This window comes from Corynebacterium sp. LK2510, from assembly GCF_040946405.1.
In the GTDB taxonomy this organism is placed as follows: Bacteria; Actinomycetota; Actinomycetes; order Mycobacteriales; family Mycobacteriaceae; genus Corynebacterium.
In genome coordinates this window covers 149,516-174,158 of sequence record NZ_JAYWLR010000002.1, presented here as the reverse complement: position 1 = coordinate 174,158, position 24,643 = coordinate 149,516, and the positions used below count along the sequence as shown (strand labels likewise).

The 24,643-nt window shown below is 63.2% G+C and carries 33 protein-coding genes; 11 read left to right on the top strand and 22 right to left on the bottom strand.

From position 1 onward, the window contains the following. The first annotated feature begins 20 nt into the window (after positions 1–20). Positions 21–311: a DUF6457 domain-containing protein gene (locus VVR41_RS02610; protein WP_368523473.1), complete on the top strand. Its 291-nt coding sequence runs from the start codon at positions 21–23 to the stop codon at positions 309–311. Continuing rightward, complete coding sequence (fdhD, locus tag VVR41_RS02605) at positions 308–1,135, top strand: formate dehydrogenase accessory sulfurtransferase FdhD (RefSeq protein WP_368523516.1); 828 nt, start codon at positions 308–310, stop codon at positions 1,133–1,135. Before VVR41_RS02610 ends, fdhD begins: the two co-directional genes overlap by 4 nt. Positions 1,136–1,143: 8 nt before the next feature. On the opposite strand, the gene VVR41_RS02600 is transcribed toward fdhD, so the two are convergent. The 6 genes from VVR41_RS02600 to VVR41_RS02575 all read right to left on the bottom strand — a co-directional run bounded on the left by VVR41_RS02600 (position 1,144) and on the right by VVR41_RS02575 (position 5,608). Next, on the bottom strand, positions 1,144–1,926 hold the full coding sequence (locus VVR41_RS02600; RefSeq protein ID WP_368523472.1) for a formate/nitrite transporter family protein: 783 nt from the start codon (positions 1,924–1,926) through the stop codon (positions 1,144–1,146). Positions 1,927–2,196: 270 nt separating this feature from the next. Further along, entirely contained in the window at positions 2,197–2,775 is a 579-nt protein-coding gene (gene rplE, locus VVR41_RS02595) for a 50S ribosomal protein L5 (RefSeq protein WP_321103959.1), read from the bottom strand. Positions 2,776–2,777: 2 nt separating this feature from the next. Then, entirely contained in the window at positions 2,778–3,092 is a 315-nt protein-coding gene (gene rplX, locus VVR41_RS02590; RefSeq protein ID WP_321103960.1) for a 50S ribosomal protein L24, read from the bottom strand. Positions 3,093–3,094: 2 nt separating this feature from the next. After that, positions 3,095–3,463, bottom strand: coding sequence for a 50S ribosomal protein L14 (gene rplN / locus VVR41_RS02585; protein WP_321103961.1), 369 nt, complete (start codon positions 3,461–3,463; stop codon positions 3,095–3,097). 276 nt (positions 3,464–3,739) lie between these two features. Beyond that, entirely contained in the window at positions 3,740–4,549 is an 810-nt protein-coding gene (locus VVR41_RS02580; protein ID WP_368523515.1) for a nucleotidyl transferase AbiEii/AbiGii toxin family protein, read from the bottom strand. 33 nt (positions 4,550–4,582) lie between these two features. Further along, complete coding sequence (locus VVR41_RS02575) at positions 4,583–5,608, bottom strand: type IV toxin-antitoxin system AbiEi family antitoxin (RefSeq protein ID WP_368523471.1); 1,026 nt, start codon at positions 5,606–5,608, stop codon at positions 4,583–4,585. 127 nt (positions 5,609–5,735) lie between these two features. Here VVR41_RS02575 and VVR41_RS02570 point away from each other — a divergent pair, with 127 nt between their 5' ends. The 3 genes from VVR41_RS02570 to VVR41_RS02560 are packed head-to-tail and all read left to right on the top strand — an operon-like array spanning position 5,736 to position 9,482. Continuing rightward, positions 5,736–6,113, top strand: coding sequence for a zinc ribbon domain-containing protein YjdM (locus tag VVR41_RS02570; protein ID WP_321103964.1), 378 nt, complete (start codon positions 5,736–5,738; stop codon positions 6,111–6,113). 59 nt (positions 6,114–6,172) lie between these two features. Continuing rightward, a complete protein-coding gene (locus VVR41_RS02565) occupies positions 6,173–7,864 on the top strand; it encodes an ABC transporter (protein ID WP_368523470.1) in 1,692 nt (563 codons plus the stop codon). Continuing rightward, positions 7,851–9,482, top strand: coding sequence for a GTPase (locus tag VVR41_RS02560; protein ID WP_368523469.1), 1,632 nt, complete (start codon positions 7,851–7,853; stop codon positions 9,480–9,482). The genes VVR41_RS02565 and VVR41_RS02560 overlap by 14 nt, the downstream gene beginning before the upstream one ends. 632 nt (positions 9,483–10,114) lie before the next feature. Here the strand turns inward: VVR41_RS02560 and rpsQ are convergent. From rpsQ to rpsJ, 11 genes are read right to left on the bottom strand one after another with little or no spacing between them, the layout of a single operon-like run. After that, a complete protein-coding gene (gene rpsQ, locus VVR41_RS02555) occupies positions 10,115–10,399 on the bottom strand; it encodes a 30S ribosomal protein S17 (protein WP_368523468.1) in 285 nt (94 codons plus the stop codon). 2 nt (positions 10,400–10,401) lie between these two features. Then, complete coding sequence (gene rpmC, locus VVR41_RS02550; protein WP_368523467.1) at positions 10,402–10,632, bottom strand: 50S ribosomal protein L29; 231 nt, start codon at positions 10,630–10,632, stop codon at positions 10,402–10,404. Beyond that, a complete protein-coding gene (gene rplP, locus VVR41_RS02545) occupies positions 10,632–11,048 on the bottom strand; it encodes a 50S ribosomal protein L16 (RefSeq protein ID WP_368523466.1) in 417 nt (138 codons plus the stop codon). Before rplP ends, rpmC begins: the two co-directional genes overlap by 1 nt. A 3-nt stretch (positions 11,049–11,051) precedes the next feature. Beyond that, complete coding sequence (gene rpsC / locus VVR41_RS02540) at positions 11,052–11,795, bottom strand: 30S ribosomal protein S3 (RefSeq protein ID WP_368523465.1); 744 nt, start codon at positions 11,793–11,795, stop codon at positions 11,052–11,054. Beyond that, on the bottom strand, positions 11,795–12,154 hold the full coding sequence (gene rplV, locus VVR41_RS02535; RefSeq protein ID WP_115685313.1) for a 50S ribosomal protein L22: 360 nt from the start codon (positions 12,152–12,154) through the stop codon (positions 11,795–11,797). The genes rpsC and rplV overlap by 1 nt, the downstream gene beginning before the upstream one ends. A gap of 3 nt (positions 12,155–12,157) precedes the next feature. Further along, complete coding sequence (gene rpsS / locus VVR41_RS02530; RefSeq protein ID WP_368523464.1) at positions 12,158–12,433, bottom strand: 30S ribosomal protein S19; 276 nt, start codon at positions 12,431–12,433, stop codon at positions 12,158–12,160. A gap of 16 nt (positions 12,434–12,449) precedes the next feature. Then, positions 12,450–13,286, bottom strand: coding sequence for a 50S ribosomal protein L2 (gene rplB, locus VVR41_RS02525; RefSeq protein ID WP_321103836.1), 837 nt, complete (start codon positions 13,284–13,286; stop codon positions 12,450–12,452). Between the two features lie 25 nt (positions 13,287–13,311). Further along, the gene (gene rplW / locus VVR41_RS02520; protein ID WP_115685315.1) at positions 13,312–13,617 is read right to left on the bottom strand and encodes a 50S ribosomal protein L23; all 306 of its coding nucleotides are present in this window, start codon (positions 13,615–13,617) and stop codon (positions 13,312–13,314) included. Further along, positions 13,617–14,282 (bottom strand): 50S ribosomal protein L4, encoded by a 666-nt coding sequence (gene rplD / locus VVR41_RS02515; protein WP_321103835.1) that lies wholly within the window; start codon positions 14,280–14,282, stop codon positions 13,617–13,619. The genes rplW and rplD overlap by 1 nt, the downstream gene beginning before the upstream one ends. After that, on the bottom strand, positions 14,279–14,935 hold the full coding sequence (gene rplC, locus VVR41_RS02510; RefSeq protein ID WP_321103834.1) for a 50S ribosomal protein L3: 657 nt from the start codon (positions 14,933–14,935) through the stop codon (positions 14,279–14,281). The genes rplD and rplC overlap by 4 nt, the downstream gene beginning before the upstream one ends. Positions 14,936–14,982: 47 nt before the next feature. After that, positions 14,983–15,288, bottom strand: coding sequence for a 30S ribosomal protein S10 (gene rpsJ / locus VVR41_RS02505; protein WP_005286760.1), 306 nt, complete (start codon positions 15,286–15,288; stop codon positions 14,983–14,985). 504 nt (positions 15,289–15,792) lie between these two features. Between rpsJ and VVR41_RS02500 the strand changes: the two genes are divergently transcribed. From VVR41_RS02500 to VVR41_RS02475, 6 genes are read left to right on the top strand one after another with little or no spacing between them, the layout of a single operon-like run. Then, on the top strand, positions 15,793–16,284 hold the full coding sequence (locus tag VVR41_RS02500; protein ID WP_321103833.1) for an Asp23/Gls24 family envelope stress response protein: 492 nt from the start codon (positions 15,793–15,795) through the stop codon (positions 16,282–16,284). Beyond that, entirely contained in the window at positions 16,284–16,586 is a 303-nt protein-coding gene (locus VVR41_RS02495) for a hypothetical protein (protein WP_368523463.1), read from the top strand. The genes VVR41_RS02500 and VVR41_RS02495 overlap by 1 nt, the downstream gene beginning before the upstream one ends. A gap of 34 nt (positions 16,587–16,620) precedes the next feature. Further along, positions 16,621–16,839, top strand: coding sequence for a hypothetical protein (locus tag VVR41_RS02490; protein ID WP_368523462.1), 219 nt, complete (start codon positions 16,621–16,623; stop codon positions 16,837–16,839). After that, positions 16,839–17,456, top strand: a complete 618-nt coding sequence (locus VVR41_RS02485; RefSeq protein ID WP_368523461.1) for an Asp23/Gls24 family envelope stress response protein — start codon at positions 16,839–16,841, stop codon at positions 17,454–17,456. Before VVR41_RS02490 ends, VVR41_RS02485 begins: the two co-directional genes overlap by 1 nt. Further along, on the top strand, positions 17,446–18,048 hold the full coding sequence (locus VVR41_RS02480) for a hypothetical protein (RefSeq protein WP_368523460.1): 603 nt from the start codon (positions 17,446–17,448) through the stop codon (positions 18,046–18,048). Before VVR41_RS02485 ends, VVR41_RS02480 begins: the two co-directional genes overlap by 11 nt. A gap of 2 nt (positions 18,049–18,050) precedes the next feature. Further along, positions 18,051–18,608 (top strand): hypothetical protein, encoded by a 558-nt coding sequence (locus VVR41_RS02475; protein WP_321103828.1) that lies wholly within the window; start codon positions 18,051–18,053, stop codon positions 18,606–18,608. On the opposite strand, the gene VVR41_RS02470 is transcribed toward VVR41_RS02475, so the two are convergent. From VVR41_RS02470 to rpsL, 5 genes are all read right to left on the bottom strand, one after another. Continuing rightward, positions 18,605–19,297 (bottom strand): hypothetical protein, encoded by a 693-nt coding sequence (locus VVR41_RS02470; RefSeq protein WP_368523459.1) that lies wholly within the window; start codon positions 19,295–19,297, stop codon positions 18,605–18,607. The genes VVR41_RS02475 and VVR41_RS02470 overlap by 4 nt on opposite strands. Before the next feature lie 93 nt (positions 19,298–19,390). Next, a complete protein-coding gene (gene tuf / locus VVR41_RS02465) occupies positions 19,391–20,581 on the bottom strand; it encodes an elongation factor Tu (protein ID WP_368523458.1) in 1,191 nt (396 codons plus the stop codon). A 381-nt stretch (positions 20,582–20,962) separates the two neighbouring features. Continuing rightward, on the bottom strand, positions 20,963–23,083 hold the full coding sequence (fusA, locus tag VVR41_RS02460) for an elongation factor G (protein WP_321101345.1): 2,121 nt from the start codon (positions 23,081–23,083) through the stop codon (positions 20,963–20,965). Between the two features lie 279 nt (positions 23,084–23,362). Then, entirely contained in the window at positions 23,363–23,830 is a 468-nt protein-coding gene (gene rpsG, locus VVR41_RS02455; protein WP_321101347.1) for a 30S ribosomal protein S7, read from the bottom strand. 6 nt (positions 23,831–23,836) lie between these two features. Beyond that, the gene (rpsL, locus tag VVR41_RS02450; protein ID WP_019193925.1) at positions 23,837–24,208 is read right to left on the bottom strand and encodes a 30S ribosomal protein S12; all 372 of its coding nucleotides are present in this window, start codon (positions 24,206–24,208) and stop codon (positions 23,837–23,839) included. Between the last annotated feature and the right edge of the window lie 435 nt (positions 24,209–24,643).

Here is a 24,643-nt window from a genome sequence, read left to right as displayed (position 1 = left end):
AAAAGAAAAGGAGCGCTGCCGTGCCCGAGAAAGAATCCTTGAACTCCACCCACGAATGGCTTGACGCAGTCTCGCGCGAGCTCGGCGTCGATCCCGCGTTCACGCGTTCGGCTGTCGGCCCGATCCTCGACATGACTGCCAACGTCGCGCACAACGGCCCGTCGCGCCCTGCCGCTCCTACCACAGCGTTTCTCCTCGGATACGCCCTCGGGCGCGTGGCCGAGACCCACGGGGACAACGGAGACGCTTCCGCCGAGCTGCGTGAGAAGCTCTCGCTTATCGACGCCCTCCTGGAGCGATACGAAAAATAATGGGTCGCATCAACCGCGCCTTTGCTGTCACCAAAGTCACCCGCAACAACGGCGCGATCACCCGGGACACGCGTGCCGATAGCGTCACCGTGGAGGAGCCGCTCGAGGTTCGTGCCGGCGGAACAACGCTGCTGACCACGATGCGTACCCCCGGCAACGACATCGAGCTCGCCCACGGATGGCTCTACGCCGAGGGACTGATCACGTCGGTTGAGGACGTCGCCACCGCCCGCTACTGCGCCGGCGCGGTCGGCCCCGACGGAGAGAACACCTACAATCTGCTCGATATCGAGCTCGCAGACAGTGCTGCGCCGGTGACACCCAACGTCATCCGGCTCAACACCGCGACCAGTGCTTGCGGGGTGTGTGGCACACAGTCCATCAGCGAACTTCTACATAAGGCCCACGCCCCGATTTCGCCCGTGGCGCTCGACCCCGACTACGTTTTATCCCTGCCGGATAAGCTCCGGGACGGCCAGAAGCAATTCCGCAAAACCGGAGGAATCCACGCCGCCGGCGCCTTCGATCTCGACGGCAACCCCATCGTCATCCGGGAAGACATCGGCCGACACAATGCCGCCGACAAGGTCATCGGTTATTTGCTGATGAATGGGTTGCTCCCAGCAGACAACCTCGTGTTGGTGATGTCCTCGCGTGCATCGTTCGAGCTCGTGCAAAAGGCGACGATGGCGGGTTTCCCCGCCCTCGTCGCCGTGTCTGCCGCATCTTCTTTGGCAGTCGAACTCGCCCGCCAAGCGGGCATGGCGCTCGCTGGCTTCACCCGCGCTGACCGATTCAATCTCTACGCAGGCGAGCTGGCATAGCTTTTCTCCTAGTCGAGGTAGCTGGTCTTCGTCTTGTTCAGCCAGGCGTAGACAGCACCGATGCCAAGCCCGCCGCCGATCATGTTGCCCACCCACACCACGGCCCAGTTCAGGGCAATGCTCGCAGCACCGAATCCTGCGGGCTGCGGGTCCGAGATAAACGCCAAGGTGAACAGCGAGAAGTTCGCGATGACGTGCTCGAGGCCCAACCCGACGAAGATGGCGATCAGCGGAATGATGACGACGAACTTCGACACGATGTCTGAAGCCTTGAGTGCGCCAACGACGGCCATGTTGACCACGAAGTTGGCCGCAATAGCTTCGAGGAACATACCCGAGACCGGCTTAGCCAACTTACCCTCAGTCAAGGTGGCAATCAGGTGGGTGCTGTCCATCCCACCGAGCTTGCCCGATTGGCTCATAATGAACGCAACGATGATCGCACCGACCAAGTTGAAGATTGTTGCGGCGATCATTAACCACAGGGCTTTGCCCCAGGAGAACTGGCCTCGTGCGGCACCCCAGGAGCCGAACATCATGTCACCCGTAGCGAGTTCAGCGCCGAGAATGACAATCGCGAAAAGGCCGAGGCCGAAAAATAGGGCAAAGACAAGCGGTCCTGTCCCTGGCGCGAGATTCTCCGTCACATTGCCCGCTACGGCAGCGAAAGCCGTGCCGAGGGTGAGGTAAATGCCCGCCAGTATTGCGCGGACGGCGAAACGGGGAAAGTCGTTTCCTAAAAGCTCCGCCTTCTTGGCGGTTCCAGTGTCGATTGCTTCGTGTAGTGCCATTGCGTTCACTTTCTATTTGTTCAGTGACTCAGTTGTCTATGTAGACGCTCTAGGAACCCTCATGTAATAAAAGCCTCGTGGCCGCTGCGCGCGGAAGGAATGCGATCTACAAGAAACCGATGATATGTCAGGGTCGTAGCGCACTTTAGTCGGACCCCGCGCGACGGCGTTTCACCGCTAACCGAACAAACAGATACCTCAACAGACGAAACCCCCTTCGCAGCCACGTGGGACTGTGAAGGGGGTTTTGACGTCGTAAAGCAAAAGCCCTTAGGCCTGCTGCATCTTGCCGTCCTTGTCAACGAACGGGAAGCCGAGGTGGCGCAGGAGTGCGCGGCCCTCGTCGTCGTTCGTCGCGGTGGTGACGAGCGTGATGTCCATGCCGCGAACGCGATCGATCTTGTCGATGTCGATCTCGTAGAACATGGTCTGCTCGGTCAGGCCGAAGGTGTAGTTACCGGCACCGTCGAACTGCTTGTCGTTCAGGCCGCGGAAGTCGCGAATACGCGGCAGAGCGACGTTGAGGAGACGGTCCAGGAACTCCCACATGCGGTCGCCGCGGAGGGTAACCTTCGCGCCGATCGGCATGCCTTCGCGGAGCTTGAAGTTAGCGATGGACTTCTTCGCGCGACGCAGCTGCGGCTTCTGGCCGGTGATCGCGGTGAGGTCCTCGAGTGCGCCGTTGATGACCTTGGAGTCGCGCGCGGCGTCGCCGACGCCCATGTTCACGACGATCTTGGTCAGGCCCGGGATCTGCATGACGTTGTCGTAACCGAACTCGTCGTTGAGCTTGGTGCGGATGTCGTCCTTGTACTGGGTCTTAAGACGCGGGGTGTAGTTCTCAGCCATGCTTAGATGTCCTTCCCGTTCGACTTGGCAACGCGGACCTTCTTGCCGTTCTCATCGAAGCGGTAGCCCACGCGAGTCGGGGTGCCGTCGGAGTCGAGAACCATCACGTTGGAGACGTGAATGGGGGCCTCCTGGGTGACGATGCCGCCGGACTCTGCGCCGCGCTCGTTGTAGGAGTTGGCAACGTGCTTCTTCATGCGGTTCACGCCCTCGACGAGGACCTTGTTGCGCTGCGGGTAGGCCTCAATGACCTTGCCCTGAGCGCCCTTGTCCTTGCCAGAGATGACCTGGACCATATCGCCCTTCTTGATCTTCATACTTAGATCACCTCCGGTGCGAGAGAAACAATCTTCATGAAGCGCTTGTCGCGCAGCTCGCGCGCAACAGGGCCGAAGATACGGGTGCCGCGCGGCTCGGTGTCGTTCTTGATCAGAACGGCAGCGTTCTCGTCGAACGCGATGTAGGAACCGTCCGGACGACGGGTCTCCTTCTTCGCGCGCACGATGACTGCGCGGACGACCTCACCCTCCTTGACATTGCCACCCGGGGTGGCTTCCTTCACGGTGGCAACGATCGTGTCGCCGATTCCGGCGAAGCGTCGGACAGAACCGCCGAGGACACGGATGCACAGGATTTCGCGTGCACCAGTGTTGTCGGCGACCTTGAGACGCGATTCTTGCTGAATCACAGTGGTCTCCTGACCTGGTTGTATGTGCGTCAGATTCCCGTCCTGAACGCACGTGGTCACTTGCTTTTGCGCCTTCGCTTGTCGACGAACACCGGGCCCCGCACTGCGGATTCGCACCGTTGTCGAAGGGTCTCGGGGCGGACACTCGGAAACGCGCGCCAACCCCGACCAGCTCTAGGCAACTGTGGTATTTAACCACAATGCCTGGACAGGCGACAAATTCCTGACTGAGTAGCTTGGGGAAGCTCTCCCCTCCAACACTTCCGCCGTGATCTACTAGGCTCGCAGGTCTGGCCCACCTTGCGGATACCACAAGCCCTCCAACAGTGCGTCAACCTGCTCGCGGCGTCTGAGCACCGGGTACCGCTGCTCGCCAGGGGCAAGCAATTCTTCTGCAAGCCTTTCGCGAACCACGTCCTCTGAAAAACGACAGAAAAGCACCTCCGCCTTCGCTTCTCCGAGCAACTCCCCTGCGTCGACCCCGAGTAGCTCGGCGGCCATACAGTCCTCGTCTCCAAGGTGTCGCTCGGCTGTTCTTCGAGAGTAATTCCCCCATAGAGACTCTCGTTCCCCATACCATGCAATGACCAGCGCCAAATCCGCTGCATCCTTGTAGACCCCTTGTGGCCAGCGATCGCACCAAGCATGCATTTTTAGGACTGCAAATCCCGGCACGGATGCCACCTTTATTTCGGTGCCGTCGAGAAACCGGTGGAACTCAGCTTGGGCGAAGACCTCCCGAAAGCCTTCTACATTGAGTGAGAAGCCGCTGGAACCGACAATCTCCCCTGGCGGTTTTTCAAGGTCTCCGAACGGGATCAGATCGATGGACACACCCCCGATACTGATTGCTTGCCATGCAGTTACCTTCGATGGGAACACTGCTTTCAGCCGCTCAAAGTCCTCCCACGTGTCGATAGCCAGAGCGATGTCAATATCTTTCGTCGTCCTCCCCGGAAGGTGATCACGATAATTCAGTTGGTGAATGTCCCGACATCGCGCTCCGACGACCATGATTCGCTCGCGATCGATGTGTTTTCCAATCTCTCCCACGACGTAATGTAGGTCGTGGATTTGCTCGAGCATCACGACTCCCCCCTATTCACGACTCCACCCCGGTTAGTCAATAATTTCGGATCGTACCTCCTGCGCCACCTCGACGAGGCGAGGTTGGTTTGTGGACAACAAATCGGCATATATCAAGGGGCGTGGCGCTTTTGGCCACGCCGTCACAGGCCCCTCAACATCTCCTGCGCGGCCACGTTGCCCTATCCCAGGCCAGAACGCTGAACGCAGCACAATCTCGCCCTCATCAGCCTTACGAAGGCGGGCTGCACGGAGTATTTCGGGGAGGTCCTCCTGCCCCGAAATGTATAGATGGACGGAGCGACCCCCCTTCACTAGCTCAGGAACTGCCTGTTCGCCACTCACCCACCCCAGCGGCGGGATAGCCGCGAGACGGTCAACGTCCCCATCTCCTCGGAAGAGTTCAAGGTGTTCGCCGAGCCCTGATGAAAATGCTCGCGCCCATGCGTCAAGCAATGGGGCAATGCGCTCGAAGCGGTACGTGCCGTGAAGCTCACTTTTTCCCAGATAACCCGCTGTTGCAAGGAGGTCGAGCGTTTGCGCGACTGTCCCAACCGAAACGCCCGCGAGCTTCGCGATGGTACGCATCGGCGCTTCAAGTAGATCCGGATTATCCAGAATCATCGCCACAACTTGGGAGCGCCTTGGCGTGAATAAGGAAGCAGTGGGTTTCCGGGAGTGTGAGGACACCCGCCGACACCGATTACCACCTGCCCTTCCACGAACATCGATCAGGATTCCCGGCCCTGAGATGAAGCAGTTCCCACGCTCATCCGCATACGCAACCCCATTCTCTCGCAACGACTCGGCGAGCTCCGGCGTCGCGCTAGGGATCAGGAGCAAAACGCTGTGGTTGCGCTCCTTTGCTGCGATCTCCTCGACTCTCGGCGAATCGGAAACAACCACATGCACGGGCCACGAAGCCTGCTCCTCTGGCTTCTCTCCGGCGTGTAGCGTCACAACGTCGGCAGATTCGCCGAACTGTGAACAATCAAGCGCCAGGGGAATACCACCTCGCCGAAATATTTCATTCCAGTGTTGAGTATCGCGCAGCTCCATGCATTTCACCTTACCCGCGTTCAGCAATACTGAACGTTCAATAATACCGAACACCCGCCAACGTACCCGCCCTCTTTCCGATCACTCGTGTGTGGACTCGCCTCGTGCATCGCTTAGAATCCTGGCCATGACTGCTTCTGCCGCCGATACGCTTCCCCCCTGTCCCGAGTGCTCCTCCGAGTACACCTATGAGATGCCGCCCCTGGTGGTCTGCCCGGAGTGCGCACACGAGTTCTCCGCGGAGGACACCGCGGGCGAGAACGCCGCTGAGTCCCAGGTAATCAAAGATTCGGTGGGCAACGTGCTTGCAGACGGCGACTCGATCACCGTCACCACCACCGTCAAGGTCAAGGGCGCGCAGCAGCCGCTGAAGGCCGGAACCAAGGTGCGCGGCATCCGCCTCAACCCCGATGCCGGCACCGGCCCGGAGGACCACAACATCGATTGCAAGATTGACGGCTTCGGTGCGATGACGCTCAAGCCGGCTGTTGTAAAGAAGTCCTAGCCCCCTCTCCCGACCCTGAGCCCACGACTGGCGCGGCGCGGTCTGGAACAATGTGAGAGATGAACCACCCTGACATCTCTGCCGTCGCCCGCCTGCGCGACGTTCTCCGTGAGCTGCGCCTCGACGGCCCCGCCGCTAAGGAGGCCGCCGCGCTCGCCACCCAGCTGGACGACTACATCCTGCCGCGTCTGGCCAACGTCGACGCCCCGTTGCTCGCAGTGGTGGGCGGGTCCACGGGATCAGGCAAATCGACGCTGGTCAACGCTATTCTCGGTGAGCAGGTCACCAACCCCGGCGTCATCCGCCCGACTACCCGCCAGCCGATCCTGGTGGCCAACCCGGCGGACGCCGACTGGTTCAACTCCCCGCAGGTGCTCCCGGGCCTGGCACGCTCGCACGGCGCGGGTGACGAGCAATCGACGGCGCTGCGCGTCGTTATCACCGACGCGATTCCCACCGGCCTAGCGTTGCTGGACGCGCCGGACTTCGACTCGATCGACGACCGCAACCGCGCCCTGTCCTCTCAGCTTCTCGCGGCGGCTGACCTGTGGATGTTCATCACCACCCCGGCACGCTACGCCGACAACCTCGTGTGGAGCTTCCTCAACGACGCCGCCGGCCGAAACATCGAGGTCGCCGTGGTACTCAACCGCCTCGACGACGACGCCGCTGCTACCGTGCCGGACGATTTGAAGCGCATGATGGCCGAGGCGGGGCTCGGTTCCGCACCAGTCTTCACTGTCGGTTTCTTCTCCGGGCTCGACGGTTTCCTGCCCGCTGCGGAGGTTGCGCCGGTGCGCGACTACCTCGACAACCTGGCCCGCGACACCGCGGCCAGGCGCGCAGTCGCGGGCAAGACGGTGATGGGTGCGCTTGAGGCGGTGGCAGGTCGCGTCGATAAGCTCGCCGGCGTGCGCGAAGACCGGGAGGTCTTCGCGGGTCAGCTCGCCTCAGCTATCGACGCCCACTACGACGCCGCACACGACTACGTCGACGACGCCACCTCTGACGGGAAGCTGCTGCGCACGGAGGTACTCGAGCGCTGGCAGGACTTCGTGGGCACCTCGGACGTGTTCCGCGGCGTGGAAAAGTGGTTCACCCTCGCAGTCGATCGCATCGGCGCAGTGCTCAAGGGCCAGCCCACCCCCGTGCGCGAGGTCGAAACCGAGCTCGAGTCCGGCCTGCACGCCGTCATCATCGACGCCGCCGACACGGCCGCGGCACGCTCGTGGTCCCACCTCGGAGCGGTCGCACCGGACCTGCGCGCCGGCGCCGATCCGGCGCTCGCCCGGGCCAGCGCCGACATCTCAGCCGACGCCGCGGCGCTCGTCCGCGCCTGGCAAGACGACCTGCTGCGCCACATCCAGGACACGGCCGGCGCCAAGCGCCAGCGCGCCCGGATCATGTCGCTGGGGCTCAACGTCGCAACCGTCGCACTCATGCTGGTTGTGTTCGCTTCCACCGCCGGGCTCACCGGCGGCGAGGTCGCCATCGCGGGCGGGTCCGCGGTGGTCGGCCAGAAGCTTCTGGAGACCATCTTCGGCGAGGAAGCTGTGCGCCGGATGGCCACCCGCGCCCGCGAGGACCTCCGGACACGTCTGGCGGCGCTGTTCGACAGCGAGCGCGCACGCTTCAACGCCGTACTCGAGCCTCTCAACGCAGGAACGAGCGCCCACGAGCTGCGCGCAGCGGCCGACGCCGCTGTGGACTCCGTCGAGCGAAAGGTGGCGGGCGACAATGGCGCTGCTTAAGAGGAAAGCTTCTCTCGGCGAGCGTCTCAGGGCGCTTCACGACGCCGCCGAGCTCGCCGCCCCGTACCTCGCACCCGCCGAACTCGACCGGCTGAGCGCGGTCGCCGAGGCGGGCACGCAGCGGCGCGCGCTGTCCGCCGAGCACACCGTAGTCGGCTTCTTCGGCGCCACCGGTTCCGGCAAGACATCGCTGTTCAACGCCGTAGTTGGCGAGGATCTCGGCACCGCTGCTGCGCGCCGCCCCACGACGTCCTCGCCGCTGGCCGCGATCTGGGAACCCGAAGGCTCTGCCGAACTGCTCGACTGGCTCGCCGTAGAGGACCGCCGCAACCGCGAGGACGAGTTCGCACCCGGTGCGGGCCCGATCATCCTTCTCGACCTGCCGGACTTCGACTCCGTGGAGCTCTCCAACAGGGAGATCGCCACCCGGCTCGCCGGCCAGGTCGATGTGCTCGTCTGGGTCTCCGACCCCGAGAAGTACGCCGACAGCGTCATCCACGACCAGTTCATCCGGCCACACGCCAACCACTCGGCCGTCACGCTCGCCGTGCTCAACAAGGCCGACACGCTCGCAGAGACAGACCGCCCCGTTGTCGCCCGCTCGTTCGCGGGTTTGCTTCGCGACGACGGGCTAACCAACGTCCAGGTCGTCGCAACCTCCGCCCGCACAGGCTTAGGCATCGACGACCTACGTGCCGCCATCACCCGCGTCACCCAGGCCCGCACTGCCCAGACCGCCCGCATCGAGGCCGACATCCGCGCGGTCACGTCTCCGTGGGTCGATGGTGAGCGTGGCCGGGAGCGGAAGCTGGGGGATGTCGATAAGCGAGCAAAGCGAGAAATGGATGCCGTCCTTGCACAGGCGGCAGGCGCCGACCGCCTGGCGGACGCCACCGCGGCGGCCTACCGCAAGCGCCTCAACCAGCGCACGGGCTGGCTGCTCACCTCGTGGATCTCGCGGCTGCGCCCCGACCCGCTGCGGCGCATGGGCCTGCGCGACGAGGCCGACGAGGTCGGTGTCCACCGCACCTCGCTGCCCGAACTCGACGCCGCATCGAAAGCTGTGGCCAACCGAGGTGTCCGTACGTACGCGACCGCTGTCGCCGAGGGATTGCCGCACGGCTGGGCCTCCGCGGTGAGCGACACCGCCGACGCGGTCGCAGCTCAGTTGCCCGAAGAACTGGACCGCGCGGTGGCCCGCACCACCCTGCCCGCCCAGCCCTCGAAGGCATGGTCAGTCCTCACTGCCGTGCAATGGTTAGCCCTCGTCATGGCCCTGTGCGGGGTGCTCTGGTATCTACTGGCCGCGTTCGTTCCCGGGGTCATGCTGCCGCTGATGAACTCTCTCGGCTACGGCTCCGTCCTGGTTCCCTCTATCGAAGGTTGGCCCATCCCGACGCTGCTCATCATGGGCGGGTTGCTGCTGGGCTTCGTCCTGGGTGTGCTCACCGCAGTCTTTGGCGGAATGATCGGCGCAGGAATCCGCCGCCGAACGCGATCCGCTCTGCGCGAGCAAGTCGCCCAGGCCTCCGCGGGCGCAATTGTTGAGCCGCTCTCGCAGATTCGGGGCGACTACCGCGCCTTCCGCACCGCAGTGGGCGTGGCGGCGGGCGGCTAGATCTGTACTTCCCTGCGTGGGTGTGGATTCGTTCGGGTCGAGCGCGCCTGTGCACGACCTCAAGCGTTTGCGTCTTGGGGTTTTGTGCGCGTGATCGCGCTGAGGTCGTGCACGAGAAGCTGCCCGGGCGCGGGACGGGTGAGCTACGCGGGTCTGCACGACCTCAAGCATCTGCATCCTGGGGTTTTGTCTGCGCGATCGCGCTGAGGTCGTGCACGAGGAGCTGCCCGGGCGCGGGGCGCGTGAGCTACGCGGGTCTGCACGTCCTCAAGCATCTGCATCCTGGGGTTTTGTCTGCGTGATCGCGCTGAGGTCGTGCACGAGGAGCTGCCCGGCCGCGGGGCGCGTGAGCTACGCGGGTCTGCACGTCCTCAAGCATCTGCATCCTGGGGTTTTGCGCGCGCAAGCACGCTGAGGTCGTGCACAAGAAACTGCCCAGGCGCGGCGAACACGAACGACGCAACGCTGCACGACCTCAAGCATCTGCGTCCTGGCATTTTGAGTACAAGACCGCGCTGAGGTCGTACACGCATCGCCCCCCACTCCCCCACACGAACAACTCGCCTCAACCCGCACATGCGAAAAGCCCCGCCCGAAAAAGGGCGGGGCTTTAGACACGAGAAACTATCGCTTTAGCGGGCCTTCTCGATGATCTCGACGAGACGGAAGTGCTTGTCCTTGGACAGCGGGCGGGTCTCCTCGATGAGAACGAGATCGCCGATGCCGGCGGTGTTGTCCTCGTCGTGTGCCTTCACTCGCTTGGAGCTACGCACGATCTTGCCGTAGAGGGCGTGGGACTTGCGGTCCTCGACCTCGACCACGATCGTCTTGTCCATCTTGTCGGACACGACGTAGCCACGACGACGCTTCTGGGTCGCCTTCTCTTTCTTAACTTCGTTCACGTTTGCCTCAGTCATGGTTATGCCTCAGCTCCCGGGACGACAGACAGGCCGAGCTCGCGCTCGCGCAGCACGGTGTAGATGCGTGCGATGTCGCGCTTCACGGTGGAGATGCGGCGGTTGTTGGTCAGCTGACCCGTGGCGAGCTGGAAGCGCAGGTTGAACAGCTCTTCCTTTGCCTCGGTCAGACGGGTGCGCAGCTCGTCTTCGTTGAGCTCGCGGAATTCCGATGCGGGGGTACCGGTAGCCATTAGAACTGGTCCTCCTTCTTGATGACGCGGACCTTGCACGGAAGCTTCGCGCCTGCGCGGCGGAGCGCCTCGAGTGCGGTCTCCTCGTTCGGGTACGACATCTCAAAAAGAATGCGGCCCGGCTTGACGTTAGCCACCCACTTCTCGACGGGGCCCTTACCGGAACCCATACGCACGCCGAGCGGCTTCTGGGTCAGGGGGCGGTCCGGGAAGATGTTGATCCAGACCTTGCCGCCACGCTTGACGTGGCGGTTGATCGCAATACGCGCGGCCTCAATCTGGCGGTTGGTGATGTAGGCCGGCTCGAGAGCCTGGAGGCCGTAGTCACCGAAGTTGACGGTGTTGCCACCCTTGGACACGCCACGACGGGTCGGGCGGTGCTGGCGGCGGTACTTAACGCGCTTAGGGATAAGCATGTTTTAGCCCTCCTGCTTCTGCTCTGCGCGCTGGCGGCGCTGGCCACCGCGACGCGGGCGGCGGTCGCCACGGCCGCGACGGTCGTTCGAGGGAGCGTTGAGCTCGGACTCGCGCACGCCACCGACGACGTCACCCTTGTAGATCCAAACCTTGACGCCGATGACGCCGAAGGTGGTGTGTGCTTCTGCAATGCCGTAGTCGATCTCTGCACGCAGCGTGTGCAGCGGAACGCGACCCTCGTGGTAGCGCTCGACGCGGGACATCTCGGCGCCGCCCAGACGGCCAGAGGTCATCACCTTGATGCCCTTGACCTGCGGGTTGCGCATTGCGGACTGGATAGCCTTGCGCATGGCGCGACGGAATGCGACGCGGTTGACCAGCTGCTCGGCGATCGACTGTGCGACCAGAGCGGCGTTGGCGTCGACGTTCTTGACCTCGAGGATGTTGAGGGCAACCATCTTGCCGGTGAGCTTTTCCAGCTCGCGGCGGATGCGGTCAGCCTCAGCACCGCGGCGGCCAATCACGATGCCCGGGCGGGCCGTGTGAATGTCCACGCGGACGCGGTCGCGGGTGCGCTCGATGACGACGTCGGCGATGCCGGCGCGCTCGAGGCCCTTGGACAGGAACTCACGGATCTTGATGTCCTCGGCGACGTAGTCGGCGTAGTTCTTGTCGGCGTACCAGTGGGACTTCCAGTCTGCGGTGATTCCCAGGCGAAGGCCGTGTGGGTGAATTTTCTGGCCCATTACTTAGCCCCTTCCTTGGACTCGACAACAACAGTGATGTGGGAAGTGCGCTTCCGGATCTGGAATGCGCGGCCCTGGGCACGCGGCTGGAAACGGCGCATGGTCGGTCCCTCGTTGGCGTATGCCTCGGAGATGACCAGGGTGCGCGGGTCCAGGCCGAAGTTGTTCTCGGCGTTGGCGGCTGCGGAGGCAACGACCTTCGCAACCGGCTTGGCTGCGCCCTGCGGTGCGTACTTCAGGATTGCGAGGGCCTCGGCTACGGACTTGCCGCGGACGAGAGCCAGCACGCGGCGAGCCTTCATCGGGGAAGTACGAACGAACTTGGCCGTCGCGGATGCAGTGGTGATGGTCTCAGCCATTGCTTATCGACGTCCCTTCTGTTCCTTGACGTGACCCTTGAAGGTCTTCGTGGGTGCAAACTCACCGAGCTTGTGTCCGACCATGGCCTCATCAACGAACACCGGGACGTGCTTGCGACCGTCGTGGACGGCGAAAGTGTGACCGATGAAGTCGGGGAGAATGGTCGAGCGGCGAGACCAGGTCTTGATGACCTGCTTGGTGCCGGCCTCGTTCTGAGCATCCACCTTGTTGAGGAGGTGCTCGTCGACGAACGGGCCCTTCTTAAGGCTACGTGGCATGTCTGTTTACCTCCTCTTAGCGCTTCTTGTTCGCACGACGACGGCGCACGATCATGTTGTTCGAGTAACGGTTCGGGTTGCGGGTGCGGCCTTCCTTCTGGCCCCACGGCGACACCGGGTGGCGACCACCAGAGGTCTTACCCTCACCACCACCGTGCGGGTGGTCGACCGGGTTCATGACAACACCACGAACCGTCGGGCGCCAGCCCTTCCAGCGCATACGGCCGGCCTTACCCCAGCGGATGTTGATCTGGTCGGCGTTGCCGACCTCACCCACGGTGGCGCGGCAGCGGATGTCCACGCGGCGGATTTCGGAGGACGGCATACGCAGGACTGCGTAGGAGCCTTCCTTACCGAGGAGCTGGATGGAGGTACCTGCGGAGCGAGCGAGCTTGGCGCCGGCGCCCGGCTTGAGCTCAACTGCGTGGATGGTGGTACCGGTCGGGATGTTGCGCAGCGGAAGGTTGTTGCCAACCTTGATGTCCGCGTTGGCACCAGACTCGAGCACTGCACCCTGGACGAGGCCCTTCGGCGCGATGATGTAGCGCTTCTCGCCGTCGTAGTAGTGCAGCAGCGCGATGTTCGCGGTGCGGTTCGGGTCGTACTCGATGTGAGCGACCTTGGCCAGCACGCCGTCCTTGTCGGAGCGCCGGAAGTCAATCACGCGGTAGCGACGCTTGTGGCCGCCGCCGCGGTGACGGGTGGTGATGTGACCGTGCTGGTTGCGGCCACCCTTCTTCGGGAGCGGGCGCAGCAGAGACTTTTCCGGAGTGGAGCGGGTGAGCTCCTGGAACTCGGAAACGGAGCTGGCGCGGCGACCCGGGGTTGTCGGCTTGTACTTGCGAATAGCCATAATGTGTCCTTTTCTATCGAGCCACTTAGACGGCTGCGCCGCCGAAGATGTCGATGGAGTCGCTGCCCTCGCGGAGAGTGACGTAGGCGCGCTTGGTGTCCTTGCGCTTGCCAAAGCCGGTGCGGGAGCGCTTGCGCTTGCCCTCACGGTTGGCGGTGTTCACCGAAGCGACGTCGACGCCGAAGATCTCTTCCACGGCAATCTTGATCTGGGTCTTGTTGGCAGACGGGTTCACGAGGAACGTGTAGGTGTTCTGCTCCATCAGCGCGTAGGTCTTCTCAGAGAGGACCGGGGCGATGACGATGTCACGCGGGTTTGCGATCTTAGCCATTACTTATCCTCCTCCACTGCGCCCGCGCCAGCGTTCTGGTTGGCGTTGACGAAGGTGTGGAGTGCCTCCACCGAGAACACGAGGTCGTCGGCGTTGAGCACGTCGTAAGTGTTCAGCTGAGTCGGCTCAAGGATGTGGACGCCCGGCAGGTTCCTTGCGGAAAGACGGGAGTTCATGTCCTCACGGCCGATCACGAGCAGAACGCTCTTGCGGTCGGTCAGGCGCTCAATGAAGGCGCGGGCGGCCTTCGTCGACGGGGTCTGGCCCGGGACGAGGTCCTCAACGACGTGGATGCGCGCGTTGCGAGCACGGTCGGTGAGAGCACCTGCGAGAGCAGCCTTGATCATCTTCTTGGGGGTGCGCTGCGCGTAGGAACGCGGCTGCGGTCCGTGGACAACGCCACCACCGGTGAAGTGCGGGGCGCGGATCGAACCCTGGCGGGCGCGACCGGTACCCTTCTGGCGGAACGGCTTGCGGCCGCCGCCTCGCACCATGCCACGGGTCTTGGTGGCGTGGGTGCCCTGACGGGCGGCTGCCAGCTGAGCGGTGACAACCTGGTGCATCAGGGGGATGGATGCTTCGCGGTCAAAAAGCGCTTCCGGAAGCTCTACGGAACCGTTGGTCTTTCCGTCAGCGGTGTGGACGTCAAGCGTCAGGTTCGTCATGCGTGAGCACCGCCCTTCACTGCGGTCTTGACGGTAACAACGCTGCCCTTGGCGCCGGGGATGGCACCCTTGATCAGGATGAGGTTGTTGTCGCCGTCGATGCGTTGGATCTTCAGGTTCTGGGTGGTAACGCGGTTACCGCCCATGCGGCCGGCCATGCGGGTGCCCTTGAGAACGCGACCCGGGGTGGCGCAGGCGCCGATAGAACCGACGCGGCGGTGTGCCGCCTGGTTACCGTGGGACGCGCCCTGGCCGGCGAAGCCGTGACGCTTCATGGCGCCGGCGTAGCCGTGGCCCTTGGTGGTGCCCACGACGTCGACGTAGGTGTCGCCGTCGAAGATGTTGACGGTGATTTCCTGGCCGAGCTCGTATGCCGAGGTGTCATCCATGCGGATCTCGGTGACGTAGCGGCGCGGGTTGGCACCAGCCTTCTTGAAGTGGCCGGCCTGCGGCTTCTTCGACTTACGGGGATCGATGTCGCCGTAAGCAATCTGGATGGCAGAGTAGCCATCGGTTTCGGGGGTACGAATCTGGGTGACCACAGCAGGCCCAGCCTCGACGACGGTAACCGGGATAACGCGGTTGTCCTCGTCGAAGATCTGAGTCATGCCGAGCTTCTTGCCCAGAATGCCCTTGATCTGGTTGTCAGACATTGTTAGTTCTCCACTAAGAGTTGGGGGTTCTCGGTGCTTCTCAGTTACTACTGAATGTTCACGTCAACGCTGGCCGGAAGGTCGATGCGCATGAGAGCGTCGACGGTCTTCGGCGTCGGATCGAGAATGTCGATGAGGCGCTTGTGAGTGCGCATCTCGAAGTGCTCGCGAGAGTCCTTGTCCTTGTGCGGAGAACGAATAACGGCGTACACGTTCTTTTCAGTGGGCAACGGCACCGGCCCAACGACGCGGGCACCCGTGCGGGTGACCGTCTCGACAATCTTCTTCGCGGATGCGTCGATTGCCTCGTGGTCGTAGGCCTTGAGCCTGATGCGGATCTTCTGTCCCGCCACGCTTACCTCTTCCTCGCATCCCCACATTCTCTTAACGAGAAGCGGTGGGGTTGTAGCTTCTAGTTTCTCTATAACGTTGTCCGGGCTGGGCCCTTGGCTCAACGCCAGTGTCGTTTCTGACTGTCATGACACATCCGGAAGGTGAGGCCATCAGCAAAGTGCGAGGCGAATCAGTGCTTCCGCCTGGGCCTTGATTCAGACCCGGGTGTCAGACTCGGAAGGGCGCGTGACCCTTGCGTACTGCCGCTGTTTATTTGCCATGGCCCTTCTCCGGTCCCCGCGAACGGGGCCTTCAGATGAAGGTGTCATGTTCGCCTTACCATCACGCTTGCGCGCCATGTCAAGGCAACCCGTTCATTTAAGCACGTCAGCACTTTTTGCGCAAGACGCTTATCGACGCCTCCCCGATCCACCTTTCCCGTCCCCACTTGCCCCGCCTGTGCCCGCCGCACCCGGTGTAGCCTTACCAACCAGAACTCATCGGGCTTTCCAGGAGGCACACTCATGTCCAACACCAGTACTGGCACAGGCGCGTCCAACGCCGTCACCGCGGAGCAGACCCGCCCCCGCAACGAGAACCTCGAGACCGAACTCGGCACGACCGTGATCGATGACAACGTCGTCGGCAAGATCGCCGGCATCGCCGCGCGCGAGGTCTCCGGCGTCTACAGCCTGGGCGGCGGTGCCGCGCGCATGTGGGGCGCGGTGCGCGAATCCCTGACCTCCTCGACCAACGTCCAGCAGGGCGTCAACGTCGTGGTGGAGGCAGGGCACGCCTCTGTCGCCGTGGCGATCATCGCCGAGTACGGCGTGGCTATCCACGAGTTGGCCAACGCGATCCGCGAGAACGTCAGCGTTGCGATCACTCGGATGACCGGCCTTATCGTCGACCGCGTCGACGTCACCGTCCACGACGTCCACCTGCCGGGCCAGGACACCGATACGGCGGAGCCTGCCCCAAGTTCAGACTCCGCCGTCAACGCGCAGCAGCTGTAATGACGTCAAGCGCGATGGACCGCCAGCGCGCCGAGGCCGCGCGCGACGCGGCTCTCTCTGTGTCGGGGGTCGCTGACTTGTACGCCGGGCGTTTCGGGGAGATTGCGATTCTCCTGCCGGGCACCCGTGTCGAGGGAGTGCGCAAGATTGCCCGCGACGACCGCTTCGGTGTCGAGGTTCACCTCGTAGTCGACTACGCGCTTGCCCGTGATGTCCGCGACATCGCCGCCGAGGTTCGCCGCGCCGTGGTGGGGGCAACCGGAGTGGAAATTGTTGATGTCGTTGTCGCCGACGCCCGGTGATACCGGGGTGCCCCACACCGCAGGAGCAGAAGCAATGGAGAAAGGTAAAGGGATGAACGTCCTGTCTAACAAGGCCGCGCTCGGCGTCGTCATCGGTGTCGTTGTCGCCTATTTCGTCACGTTCGGGGGCCTGCCGGGCCTTTTGTGGCTGGCGTTGTTTAGCGTCCTCGGCGGCGTTATCGGTGCCCAACTCGACGGCCGCCTCGACCTGGCAGCCCTGATCAGCGCGACTTCTGGACGAGGCCGCAGCTAATGGAGTCGTCTTTTCGGCTCAGTGGGAAGGCAGTGGCCAGGATCGCCGAGGCCGCCGCTCTCGCCGTGCCTGGGTGCATTCGCCTCGACGCGAAACTCGCCGGCCTCGCCGGCCGGGGCCTGCCGAAGATTGACGCGGTCATCGACAAAGCGGCGGCAACGGTGTCGATCGAGGCGGTTATTGCCACGTCCTACCCCGCCCCCGTCGTCGACGTCGCCGAGGCGGTGCGCACGGCGATCGCCTCGCATGTTGAGACTCTTACCGGCTACACAGTCATTCGGGTCAACATCACGGTGGCAAACGCGCGCGCTACGGGGACGACCGCACAGGACAGTCGCATCACCGCCGACGATGTCGCAGGGCATGCAACGTTCATCGTCCCGACGCCGATTACTGTCCGCCCGCTGCGGGTGAAATCGCCAGTGACCAGGCCGCTGCGTGAGCTGCGTGAGATCACGGTGACGCCACCCGCCCCCAGAGCTGTGGCCGCCCGCCCTCCTGCGGTCACGCATCCTGCAACGCCGGATCCACAGCCGGTGCGTGTGCCTCATCCTCCGCGACCCATTACGTTGCGGCCTATCTCGATTGAACCGGTGGTGATTCTCCGTGACGCGTAGTACCTCGCACCCGGTCACCGCTAACCGGGCGACGTTCCCAGGCGTGGGCCCAGGTGCAGAGCCTAGAGGCGTCGCCTCCGTCCGGTGGCTGTCTCTCGCACTTGGCGCGGCACTGCTCGGACTAGCCGTAGCACTGGGCCGAGACCTGTGGATGCACTACCGCGTGGGCCGCGACACCTCGTGGACCGCCTCGGCGCTGCGCTGGGTTGCCGACCATCAGATCGGCATGGTCACCGTCGCCGCTGGCGTTGTGGTTTCCCTCCTCGGTGTCCTACTGCTCATCGCCGCCGTGGCGCCGCGACCGCGCACCCACGTGCGCTACTCCTCGGAATCGTCCATCTGGATGCGGCCGGTCGACATTGCGCGCAAGGCGACGTTTGTTGCCCGCGAGGAATCTGGGGCAGACCACGTCCGTTCTCAGGCGAGCCGCAAACGAGTCCTGGTCCAGCTCCACATGCCGGCCGGCACAAAGGGTGACTTCGCCCGGACCCGCGTCGAGGAGGCGCTCACCGGTCAGTTTGCGGGGCTCCACCGCGTTCCCCGGATCGACGTTGAACTGACCCCAGCGCCCCAGACACCCAAGGAGATCTAGCAATGACGCGTGCACTGGCAGCTGTCGACCGCCTCGCGGTCGCCGTAGTTGGCGTCCTACTCGTCATCGTCGGCGCACTTCCCGCCCTTCTGCATTGGAACGTGCCCGTCCTTAGCAGATGGGCAACATCTGTCGACCGCGCGCAGGTGGGCCGGCTTGCAAATCAGCCATGGTTCGACCCGGCGCTCGCCGGTGTGGCGACACTTCTCGCCATCGCCGGTCTCGCACTCATTTTGGCGAATATCCGCAACCGGGCGTTCAACAACGCCACCGTCGAGCAAGAAGACGGCGCGGAGGGAACCATAGTTCTCAATGTTCAACGCCTCGCCGACGCCAGCTGCGATCACCTCGCCCTCAGCCCGCTCGTTGAGCGCGCGCAGGCCAGTGTCGCCACCGTGGGCACACGCCCTACCGCCACCTTTAAGGTCGTGGCGCGTCCGGAGGCGTCGCTGCCCGAGGTTGCCTCGCTGATCGAGACCTCCGACCTCGACTTCGCCTCCGCCTGCCCCGGCATCGACCTCGACACCGTCTACAAGCTCGAGCTCGACAGGATCAACTAGCCCTCTCCGAGATAGACCACACGCTCCACAAGCCCTATCTCGGAGGGCTCCCCACCGCCAGCCGGTACCACTCTCAGCTGCTCCCCTACCCCGCAGCTTGCAATCTGTTCCCACCGTAGGCTTCGCTTGTCGACGTCACGCCGACCGGGCGTCCACACAGTGATGCTACGGCCCACGACAGCCCTCGCGCCCCCTTCGAACGCGACCAGCCATGCGCCACCGCCGACATCACCGTGATGCAGCCCGTCAAGCGGTCGATCCATGCACAACCGGCTAACCAGCCGCACGACACCGATCCGGTGCTCGATCGACTCAGTGTCGCGGATGACCAAGGGTCTGCCAGGTCCCGTCCGCCGCAACGACTCGTAGCGCCACACGCTCGGCATAGCGGAGGGGTTCTGCGGGTCGCGAACGATGGCGTACCCACCGCTGAGCGTGACGGCTCGCGCGGGATCGGTCGTCGTGATCGTGAGATCGTGGGGCGGGGTCGGCTCAACGGTTGCTGGGTGTTCTGCCTCGAGCTGTGCTAGGGCGTCGACAAGCTCATCGTCGCTGGCTCCCCAGCTGATGCCGCGATTGGCGAGAATACCCATCAGGGTGGTCAGGGGCAGATCGGGCTGTCCCTCCCACGCGCGCTCGAGCGCCGCGATGACGCGTGGAATACGGGTGGGGTCGCTGGACTCAAACACGGCTTTGAGTCTACGCACGCGAAAAAGCCGCCCTCCCCATTGGGGAGAAGCGGCTTAGTCGTTAGCGCTTAGCGCAACCTAGATCGTCGAGGATTAGTCGAGGATCTTGGTGACGCGGCCAGCGCCGACGGTGCGGGAGCCCTCGCGGATAGCGAAGCGCAGGCCCTCGTCCATGGCGACCGGCTGGATGAGCTCGACGGTCATGTCGACGTTGTCACCCGGCATGACCATCTCGGTGCCCTCCGGCAGCTTCACGACGCCGGTGACGTCGGTGGTGCGGAAGTAGAACTGCGGACGGTAGTTGTCGAAGAACGGGGTGTGGCGGCCGCCCTCGTCCTTGGACAGGACGTAGACGGAACCCTCGAACTTGGTGTGCGGGGTGTAGGCGCCCGGCTTGATGACAACCTGGCCACGCTCGACGTCCTCGCGCTTGAGACCGCGGAGCAGCAGAGCGGCGTTGTCGCCAGCCTCAGCGGTGTCGAGCAGCTTGTTGAACATCTCGATGGAGGTGACGGTGGTCTTCTGAGCCTTCTCCTTTATGCCGATGATCTCGACCTCGTCGTTCAGGTTCAGGACACCGCGCTCGACACGACCGGTCACAACGGTACCGCGGCCGGAGATGGTGAAGATGTCCTCGATCGGCATCAGGAAGTCGCGGTCGGTCTCGCGGACCGGGTCCGGGATGGAGTCGTCGCAAGCCTGCATGAGGTCCACGACGGACTGAACCCACTTCTCGTCGCCCTCGAGGGCCTTCAGAGCGGAGATGTGAACGATCGGAGCGTCCTCATCGTAGTCCTGCTCACCAAGAAGCTCGCGGACCTCCATCTCGACGAGCTCGATGATCTCTTCGTCGTCAACCATGTCGCACTTGTTCAGCGCAACGAGGATGTAGGGGACGCCCACCTGGCGGGCGAGGAGCACGTGCTCACGGGTCTGCGGCATCGGGCCGTCGGTGGCGGCGACAACGAGGATCGCGCCGTCCATCTGAGCGGCACCGGTGATCATGTTCTTGATGTAGTCGGCGTGGCCCGGAGCGTCAACGTGTGCGTAGTGGCGCTTCGGGGTGTTGTACTCCACGTGGGAGATGTTGATGGTGATGCCGCGCTCGCGCTCCTCGGGAGCCTTGTCAATCGCGTCGAATGCGAAAGCGGTGTTCTCGTCCGGGTAAGCGTCAGCAAGCACCTTGGTGATGGCAGCCGTGGTGGTGGTCTTGCCGTGGTCGACGTGACCGATGGTGCCGATGTTTACGTGCGGCTTTGTACGCTCAAACTTAGCCTTTGCCACTGTATGTCCTCCTGGACTTCATGGTGGCTACGACGTTCGCAGCCACGTGGTTTACATTTTCGCCTTGACCCGCACCGGCTTTCACCGGGCGCGCGACAATGGCCATTTCACAATGTGCCAGTTACATGATCCTAGATACCTCTGGACCGTTTTTCAAACTGTCCTGTACCCATTCGACAAGCTTTTTGGCCCGCTAGACGGATCATTGAGGGCCTACCGCGAAGTAGTCCTGTAGGGAGAGTAACGGCCGGCTCAAGCCCCTGATCCACTGGGGTGTCTATCTTCCCGTGGACCGACGGCCTCAGCCCGGCCGCTACTCAGCTGCCGCGGTGGTGCGCAGCCCTTGAGGCACATCAAGGGCTGCCGCGGCGGGCGAACCGACTAGTTGCCGGTGCGCTCGGCGATGATCTCCTGAGCAACGCTCGAGGGAACCTCGCCGTAGGAGTCGAACACCATGGTGTAGTTCGCGCGACCCTGGGTGCGGGAACGCAGGTCGCCCACGTAACCGAACATTTGGGACAGCGGAACGATGGCCTTGACGACCTTCGCGCCGGAGCGGTCATCCATGGAGTTGACCTGGCCACGGCGGGAGTTCAGGTCGCCGATGACGTCGCCCATGTACTCCTCGGGGGTGACGACCTCGACGGCCATGAGCGGCTCGAGAAGGACCGGCTTCGCCTTGGCGACGGCCTCCTTGAGCACCTGGGAACCAGCCATCTTGAAGGCCATTTCAGAGGAGTCAACCTCGTGGTAGGCGCCGTCCTCGAGGGTGGCCTTGATGTTCACCAGCGGGAAGCCGGCGAGGTAGCCGTACTGCATCGCGTCCTGGATACCAGCGTCGACGGAGGGGATGTACTCTTTCGGCACGCGACCACCGGTGACGGCGTTCTCGAACTTGTAGGTTGCGGACTCGCCCTCTTCCAGGGTCTCCTGGTCCGGGTTGTACGGCTCGATGGAGACGATGACCTTTGCAAACTGGCCGGAACCACCGGTCTGCTTCTTGTGGGTGTAGTCCAAGGACTCGACCTTCTTGCGGATGGTCTCGCGGTACGCAACCTGCGGGGAACCGATGTTCGCCTCGACCTTGAACTCGCGCTTCATGCGGTCCACGAGGACGTCGAGGTGGAGCTCGCCCATACCGCCGATGACGGTCTGACCGGTTTCGTCGTCAAGCTTGACGGTGAAGGTCGGGTCCTCTTCGGCGAGCTTCTGGATTGCGGTACCGAGCTTCTCCTGGTCGGCCTTGGTCTTCGGCTCGATGGCGACCTGGATAACCGGGTCCGGGAAGTCCATGGACTCGAGGATGATCGGGTTATCGGTGCTGCAGAGGGTGTCACCGGTGGTGGTGTTCTTCAGACCGATGAACGCGTAGATGTTACCGGCGTCGGCGTGCTCGACCGGGTTCTCCTTGTTCGCGTGCATCTGGAAGAGCTTGCCCACGCGCTCCTTGTTGTTCTTGGTGGAGTTGAGCATCTGCTCGCCCGGGGTTGCCTGGCCGGAGTAGACGCGCACGTAGGTGAGCTTGCCGAAGAACGGGTGAACCGCGATCTTGAAGGCGAGCGCGGAGAACGGCTCGTCGACAGACGGCTTACGGGTCATCTCGGTCTCGCCATCCATGGAGGTGCCGTGCACCTCGCCGATGTCGAGCGGGTTCGGCAGGTAGTCGACAACAGCGTCGAGCAGCGGCTCGACACCCTTGTTGCGGTAAGCGGTACCGCAGTACACCGGGTAGACCTCGGAGTTGACGGTCATCTTGCGGATGGCCGCCTTGATCTCGTCCAGGGTCAGCTCTTCGCCACCGAAGTACTTGTCCATGAGGGCCTCGTCGGACTCGGCGACGGTCTCGAGGAGCTTCTCGCGGTACTCCTCAGCCTTCTCCTTGAGGTCCTCCGGGATCTCCTGGATCTGCGGCGGGGTGCCGGTCTCGACCTTGCCCGGCCACAGCAGAGCCTTCATCTCGAGCAGGTCGACGACGCCGTCAAAGTCATCCTCAGCGCCGATCGGCAGCTGCATGACCAGCGGCTTGGCGCCGAGGCGGTCGATGATGGTCTGAACGGTGAAGTAGAAGTCAGCGCCGAGCTTGTCCATCTTGTTGACGAAGCAGATACGCGGAACGTCGTACTTGGCGGCCTGACGCCACACCTGCTCGGACTGGGGCTCAACACCCTCCTTGCCGTCGAACACGGCGACAGCGCCATCGAGGACGCGCAGGGAGCGCTCGACCTCGACGGTGAAGTCCACGTGGCCCGGGGTGTCGATGATGTTGATCTGGTTGTTGTTCCAGAAACAGGTCACCGCAGCGGACGTAATGGTGATGCCGCGCTCTTTCTCCTGCTCCATCCAGTCGGTGGTCGCGCCGCCGTCGTGGGTCTCGCCCACCTTGCGGTTGATACCGGTGTAGAAGAGGATGCGCTCGGTGGTGGTGGTCTTACCGGCGTCGATGTGGGCCATGATGCCGATGTTGCGGACCTTGTTCAGGTCCTTAAGCACTTCTTGTGCCACGTTTGTACCCCAACTTAAAAGTCGTCGACGCTATACCCACAGGGCGAGGCCATGTGGCCAGGGAACGTCTCTGGCGAATGTTTATCTTGGTCAATTCTGCCACTTTTTCCTTCAAGTGGCAGTGCGGGGGATGTAACTCACCCGCGAGGGGGCTATGCGAGGGCTCTATGCACACAACCCGGCAGCGCGCGACGCGTCAGCGCCGCATGGTTATGCAGTTCGCTGGCGCGCTGTCGTGCGCGTGCCGGGTTGTCGTCGCAAAGCCACAGCCGGTAGCAATTACCAGCGGTAGTGAGCGAAGGCGCGGTTGGCCTCAGCCATCTTGTGGGTGTCCTCGCGGCGCTTCACGGAAGCACCGAGACCGTTGGAGGCATCCAGGATCTCGTTGGCGAGACGCTCAACCATGGTGTTCTCGCGGCGCTGACGGGTGAACGTCACCATCCAGCGCAGAGCGAGGGTGTTGGAACGGCCGGGCTTGACCTCAACCGGGACCTGGTAGGTCGCGCCACCGACACGGCGGGAACGAACCTCGAGGTCCGGGCGGATGTTGCCGAGAGCCTTCTCGAGGGTGCCGACGGGATCGGTGCCGGTCTTCTCGCGGCAGATCTCGAGGGCGCCGTAGACGATGCGCTCTGCGGTGGACTTCTTGCCGTCCAGGAGGATCTTGTTAACGAGCTGGGTGACGACCTCGGAGTTGTAAACCGGATCCTTCACCACGGGACGCTTCGGAGCTTGCTGCTTACGCATATCTGATTACTGTCCCTTCTTCGCGCCGTAGCGGGAACGAGCCTGCTTGCGGTCCTTGACGCCCTGGGTGTCGAGTGCGCCGCGGATGATCTTGTAGCGCACACCCGGGAGGTCCTTCACACGGCCACCGCGAACGAGGACCATGGAGTGCTCCTGCAGGTTGTGGCCCTCGCCCGGGATGTAGGCGGAAACCTCGATGCCGGAGGTGAGGCGCACACGGGCGACCTTACGCAGAGCGGAGTTCGGCTTCTTCGGGGTGGTGGTGTACACGCGGGTGCACACGCCGCGGCGCTGCGGCGAGCCCTTCAGGGCTGCGGTGGCAACCTTGCCGCGCTTGTCGTGGCGGCCCTTGCGGACCAGCTGCTGAATAGTTGGCATTAATTCCAGTCTTTCTAAACTTCGTACGAACCGGGATTAGTCAAACATGCAAAAATGGGGGCTCTTTTCCGGGGCCCTACCGAACTACATGCCGACACATTGTTCCAGCTTCCCAGCCGTTGAATGGTCTGAACTTCATCGCACAAATGTCGATGAACTACCGGACAAGGTAGCACGTCAACCCCCGCACGCCCAAACCGCTTTTCGACGCCAGGCCGAATGACCCCATTCGGGCGCACTAGATTCGGGCCACGATAGCGCATTGCGCCAGCACCTGCCCCACCGCGAGTACTACATCTTGTGTTGGCAAACTTTTTGAATTACACATATGGGATTTTTGCGGAACTAAAGCTATCGTTGCCATACGTTACGGCTATGGGCGTCCCGACCCTCCCGCCTTTACCTTCCTCACTCTCGGCATCGATGCACGTAAGG

Bases quoted from the DNA above. Each gene is read 5' to 3' on its own strand.
- rplX (WP_321103960.1), bottom strand. From the start codon at position 3,092: ATGAAGATCAAGAAGGGCGATATGGTCCAGGTCATCTCTGGCAAGGAC.
- VVR41_RS02600 (WP_368523472.1), bottom strand. From the start codon at position 1,926: ATGGCACTACACGAAGCAATCGACACTGGAACCGCCAAGAAGGCGGAG.
- rplB (WP_321103836.1), bottom strand. From the start codon at position 13,286: ATGGCTATTCGCAAGTACAAGCCGACAACCCCGGGTCGCCGCGCCAGC.
- VVR41_RS02565 (WP_368523470.1), top strand. From the start codon at position 6,173: ATGAACCACCCTGACATCTCTGCCGTCGCCCGCCTGCGCGACGTTCTC.
- rpsC (WP_368523465.1), bottom strand. From the start codon at position 11,795: ATGGGCCAGAAAATTCACCCACACGGCCTTCGCCTGGGAATCACCGCA.
- VVR41_RS02495 (WP_368523463.1), top strand. From the start codon at position 16,284: ATGACGTCAAGCGCGATGGACCGCCAGCGCGCCGAGGCCGCGCGCGAC.
- rplP (WP_368523466.1), bottom strand. From the start codon at position 11,048: ATGCTTATCCCTAAGCGCGTTAAGTACCGCCGCCAGCACCGCCCGACC.
- rplD (WP_321103835.1), bottom strand. From the start codon at position 14,282: ATGACGAACCTGACGCTTGACGTCCACACCGCTGACGGAAAGACCAAC.
- VVR41_RS02485 (WP_368523461.1), top strand. From the start codon at position 16,839: ATGGAGTCGTCTTTTCGGCTCAGTGGGAAGGCAGTGGCCAGGATCGCC.
- rplV (WP_115685313.1), bottom strand. From the start codon at position 12,154: ATGGCTGAGACCATCACCACTGCATCCGCGACGGCCAAGTTCGTTCGT.
- rpsL (WP_019193925.1), bottom strand. From the start codon at position 24,208: ATGCCAACTATTCAGCAGCTGGTCCGCAAGGGCCGCCACGACAAGCGC.
- VVR41_RS02490 (WP_368523462.1), top strand. From the start codon at position 16,621: ATGGAGAAAGGTAAAGGGATGAACGTCCTGTCTAACAAGGCCGCGCTC.
- rpsS (WP_368523464.1), bottom strand. From the start codon at position 12,433: ATGCCACGTAGCCTTAAGAAGGGCCCGTTCGTCGACGAGCACCTCCTC.
- VVR41_RS02475 (WP_321103828.1), top strand. From the start codon at position 18,051: ATGACGCGTGCACTGGCAGCTGTCGACCGCCTCGCGGTCGCCGTAGTT.
- rplC (WP_321103834.1), bottom strand. From the start codon at position 14,935: ATGTCTGACAACCAGATCAAGGGCATTCTGGGCAAGAAGCTCGGCATG.
- rplE (WP_321103959.1), bottom strand. From the start codon at position 2,775: ATGGCTGAGAACTACACCCCGCGTCTTAAGACCCAGTACAAGGACGAC.
- rpmC (WP_368523467.1), bottom strand. From the start codon at position 10,632: ATGGCTACCGGTACCCCCGCATCGGAATTCCGCGAGCTCAACGAAGAC.
- VVR41_RS02575 (WP_368523471.1), bottom strand. From the start codon at position 5,608: ATGGAGCTGCGCGATACTCAACACTGGAATGAAATATTTCGGCGAGGT.
- rpsG (WP_321101347.1), bottom strand. From the start codon at position 23,830: ATGCGTAAGCAGCAAGCTCCGAAGCGTCCCGTGGTGAAGGATCCGGTT.
- rplW (WP_115685315.1), bottom strand. From the start codon at position 13,617: ATGGCTAAGATCGCAAACCCGCGTGACATCGTCATCGCCCCGGTCCTC.
- VVR41_RS02560 (WP_368523469.1), top strand. From the start codon at position 7,851: ATGGCGCTGCTTAAGAGGAAAGCTTCTCTCGGCGAGCGTCTCAGGGCG.
- VVR41_RS02500 (WP_321103833.1), top strand. From the start codon at position 15,793: ATGTCCAACACCAGTACTGGCACAGGCGCGTCCAACGCCGTCACCGCG.
- VVR41_RS02580 (WP_368523515.1), bottom strand. From the start codon at position 4,549: ATGCTCGAGCAAATCCACGACCTACATTACGTCGTGGGAGAGATTGGA.
- rpsQ (WP_368523468.1), bottom strand. From the start codon at position 10,399: ATGACTGAGGCAAACGTGAACGAAGTTAAGAAAGAGAAGGCGACCCAG.
- VVR41_RS02570 (WP_321103964.1), top strand. From the start codon at position 5,736: ATGACTGCTTCTGCCGCCGATACGCTTCCCCCCTGTCCCGAGTGCTCC.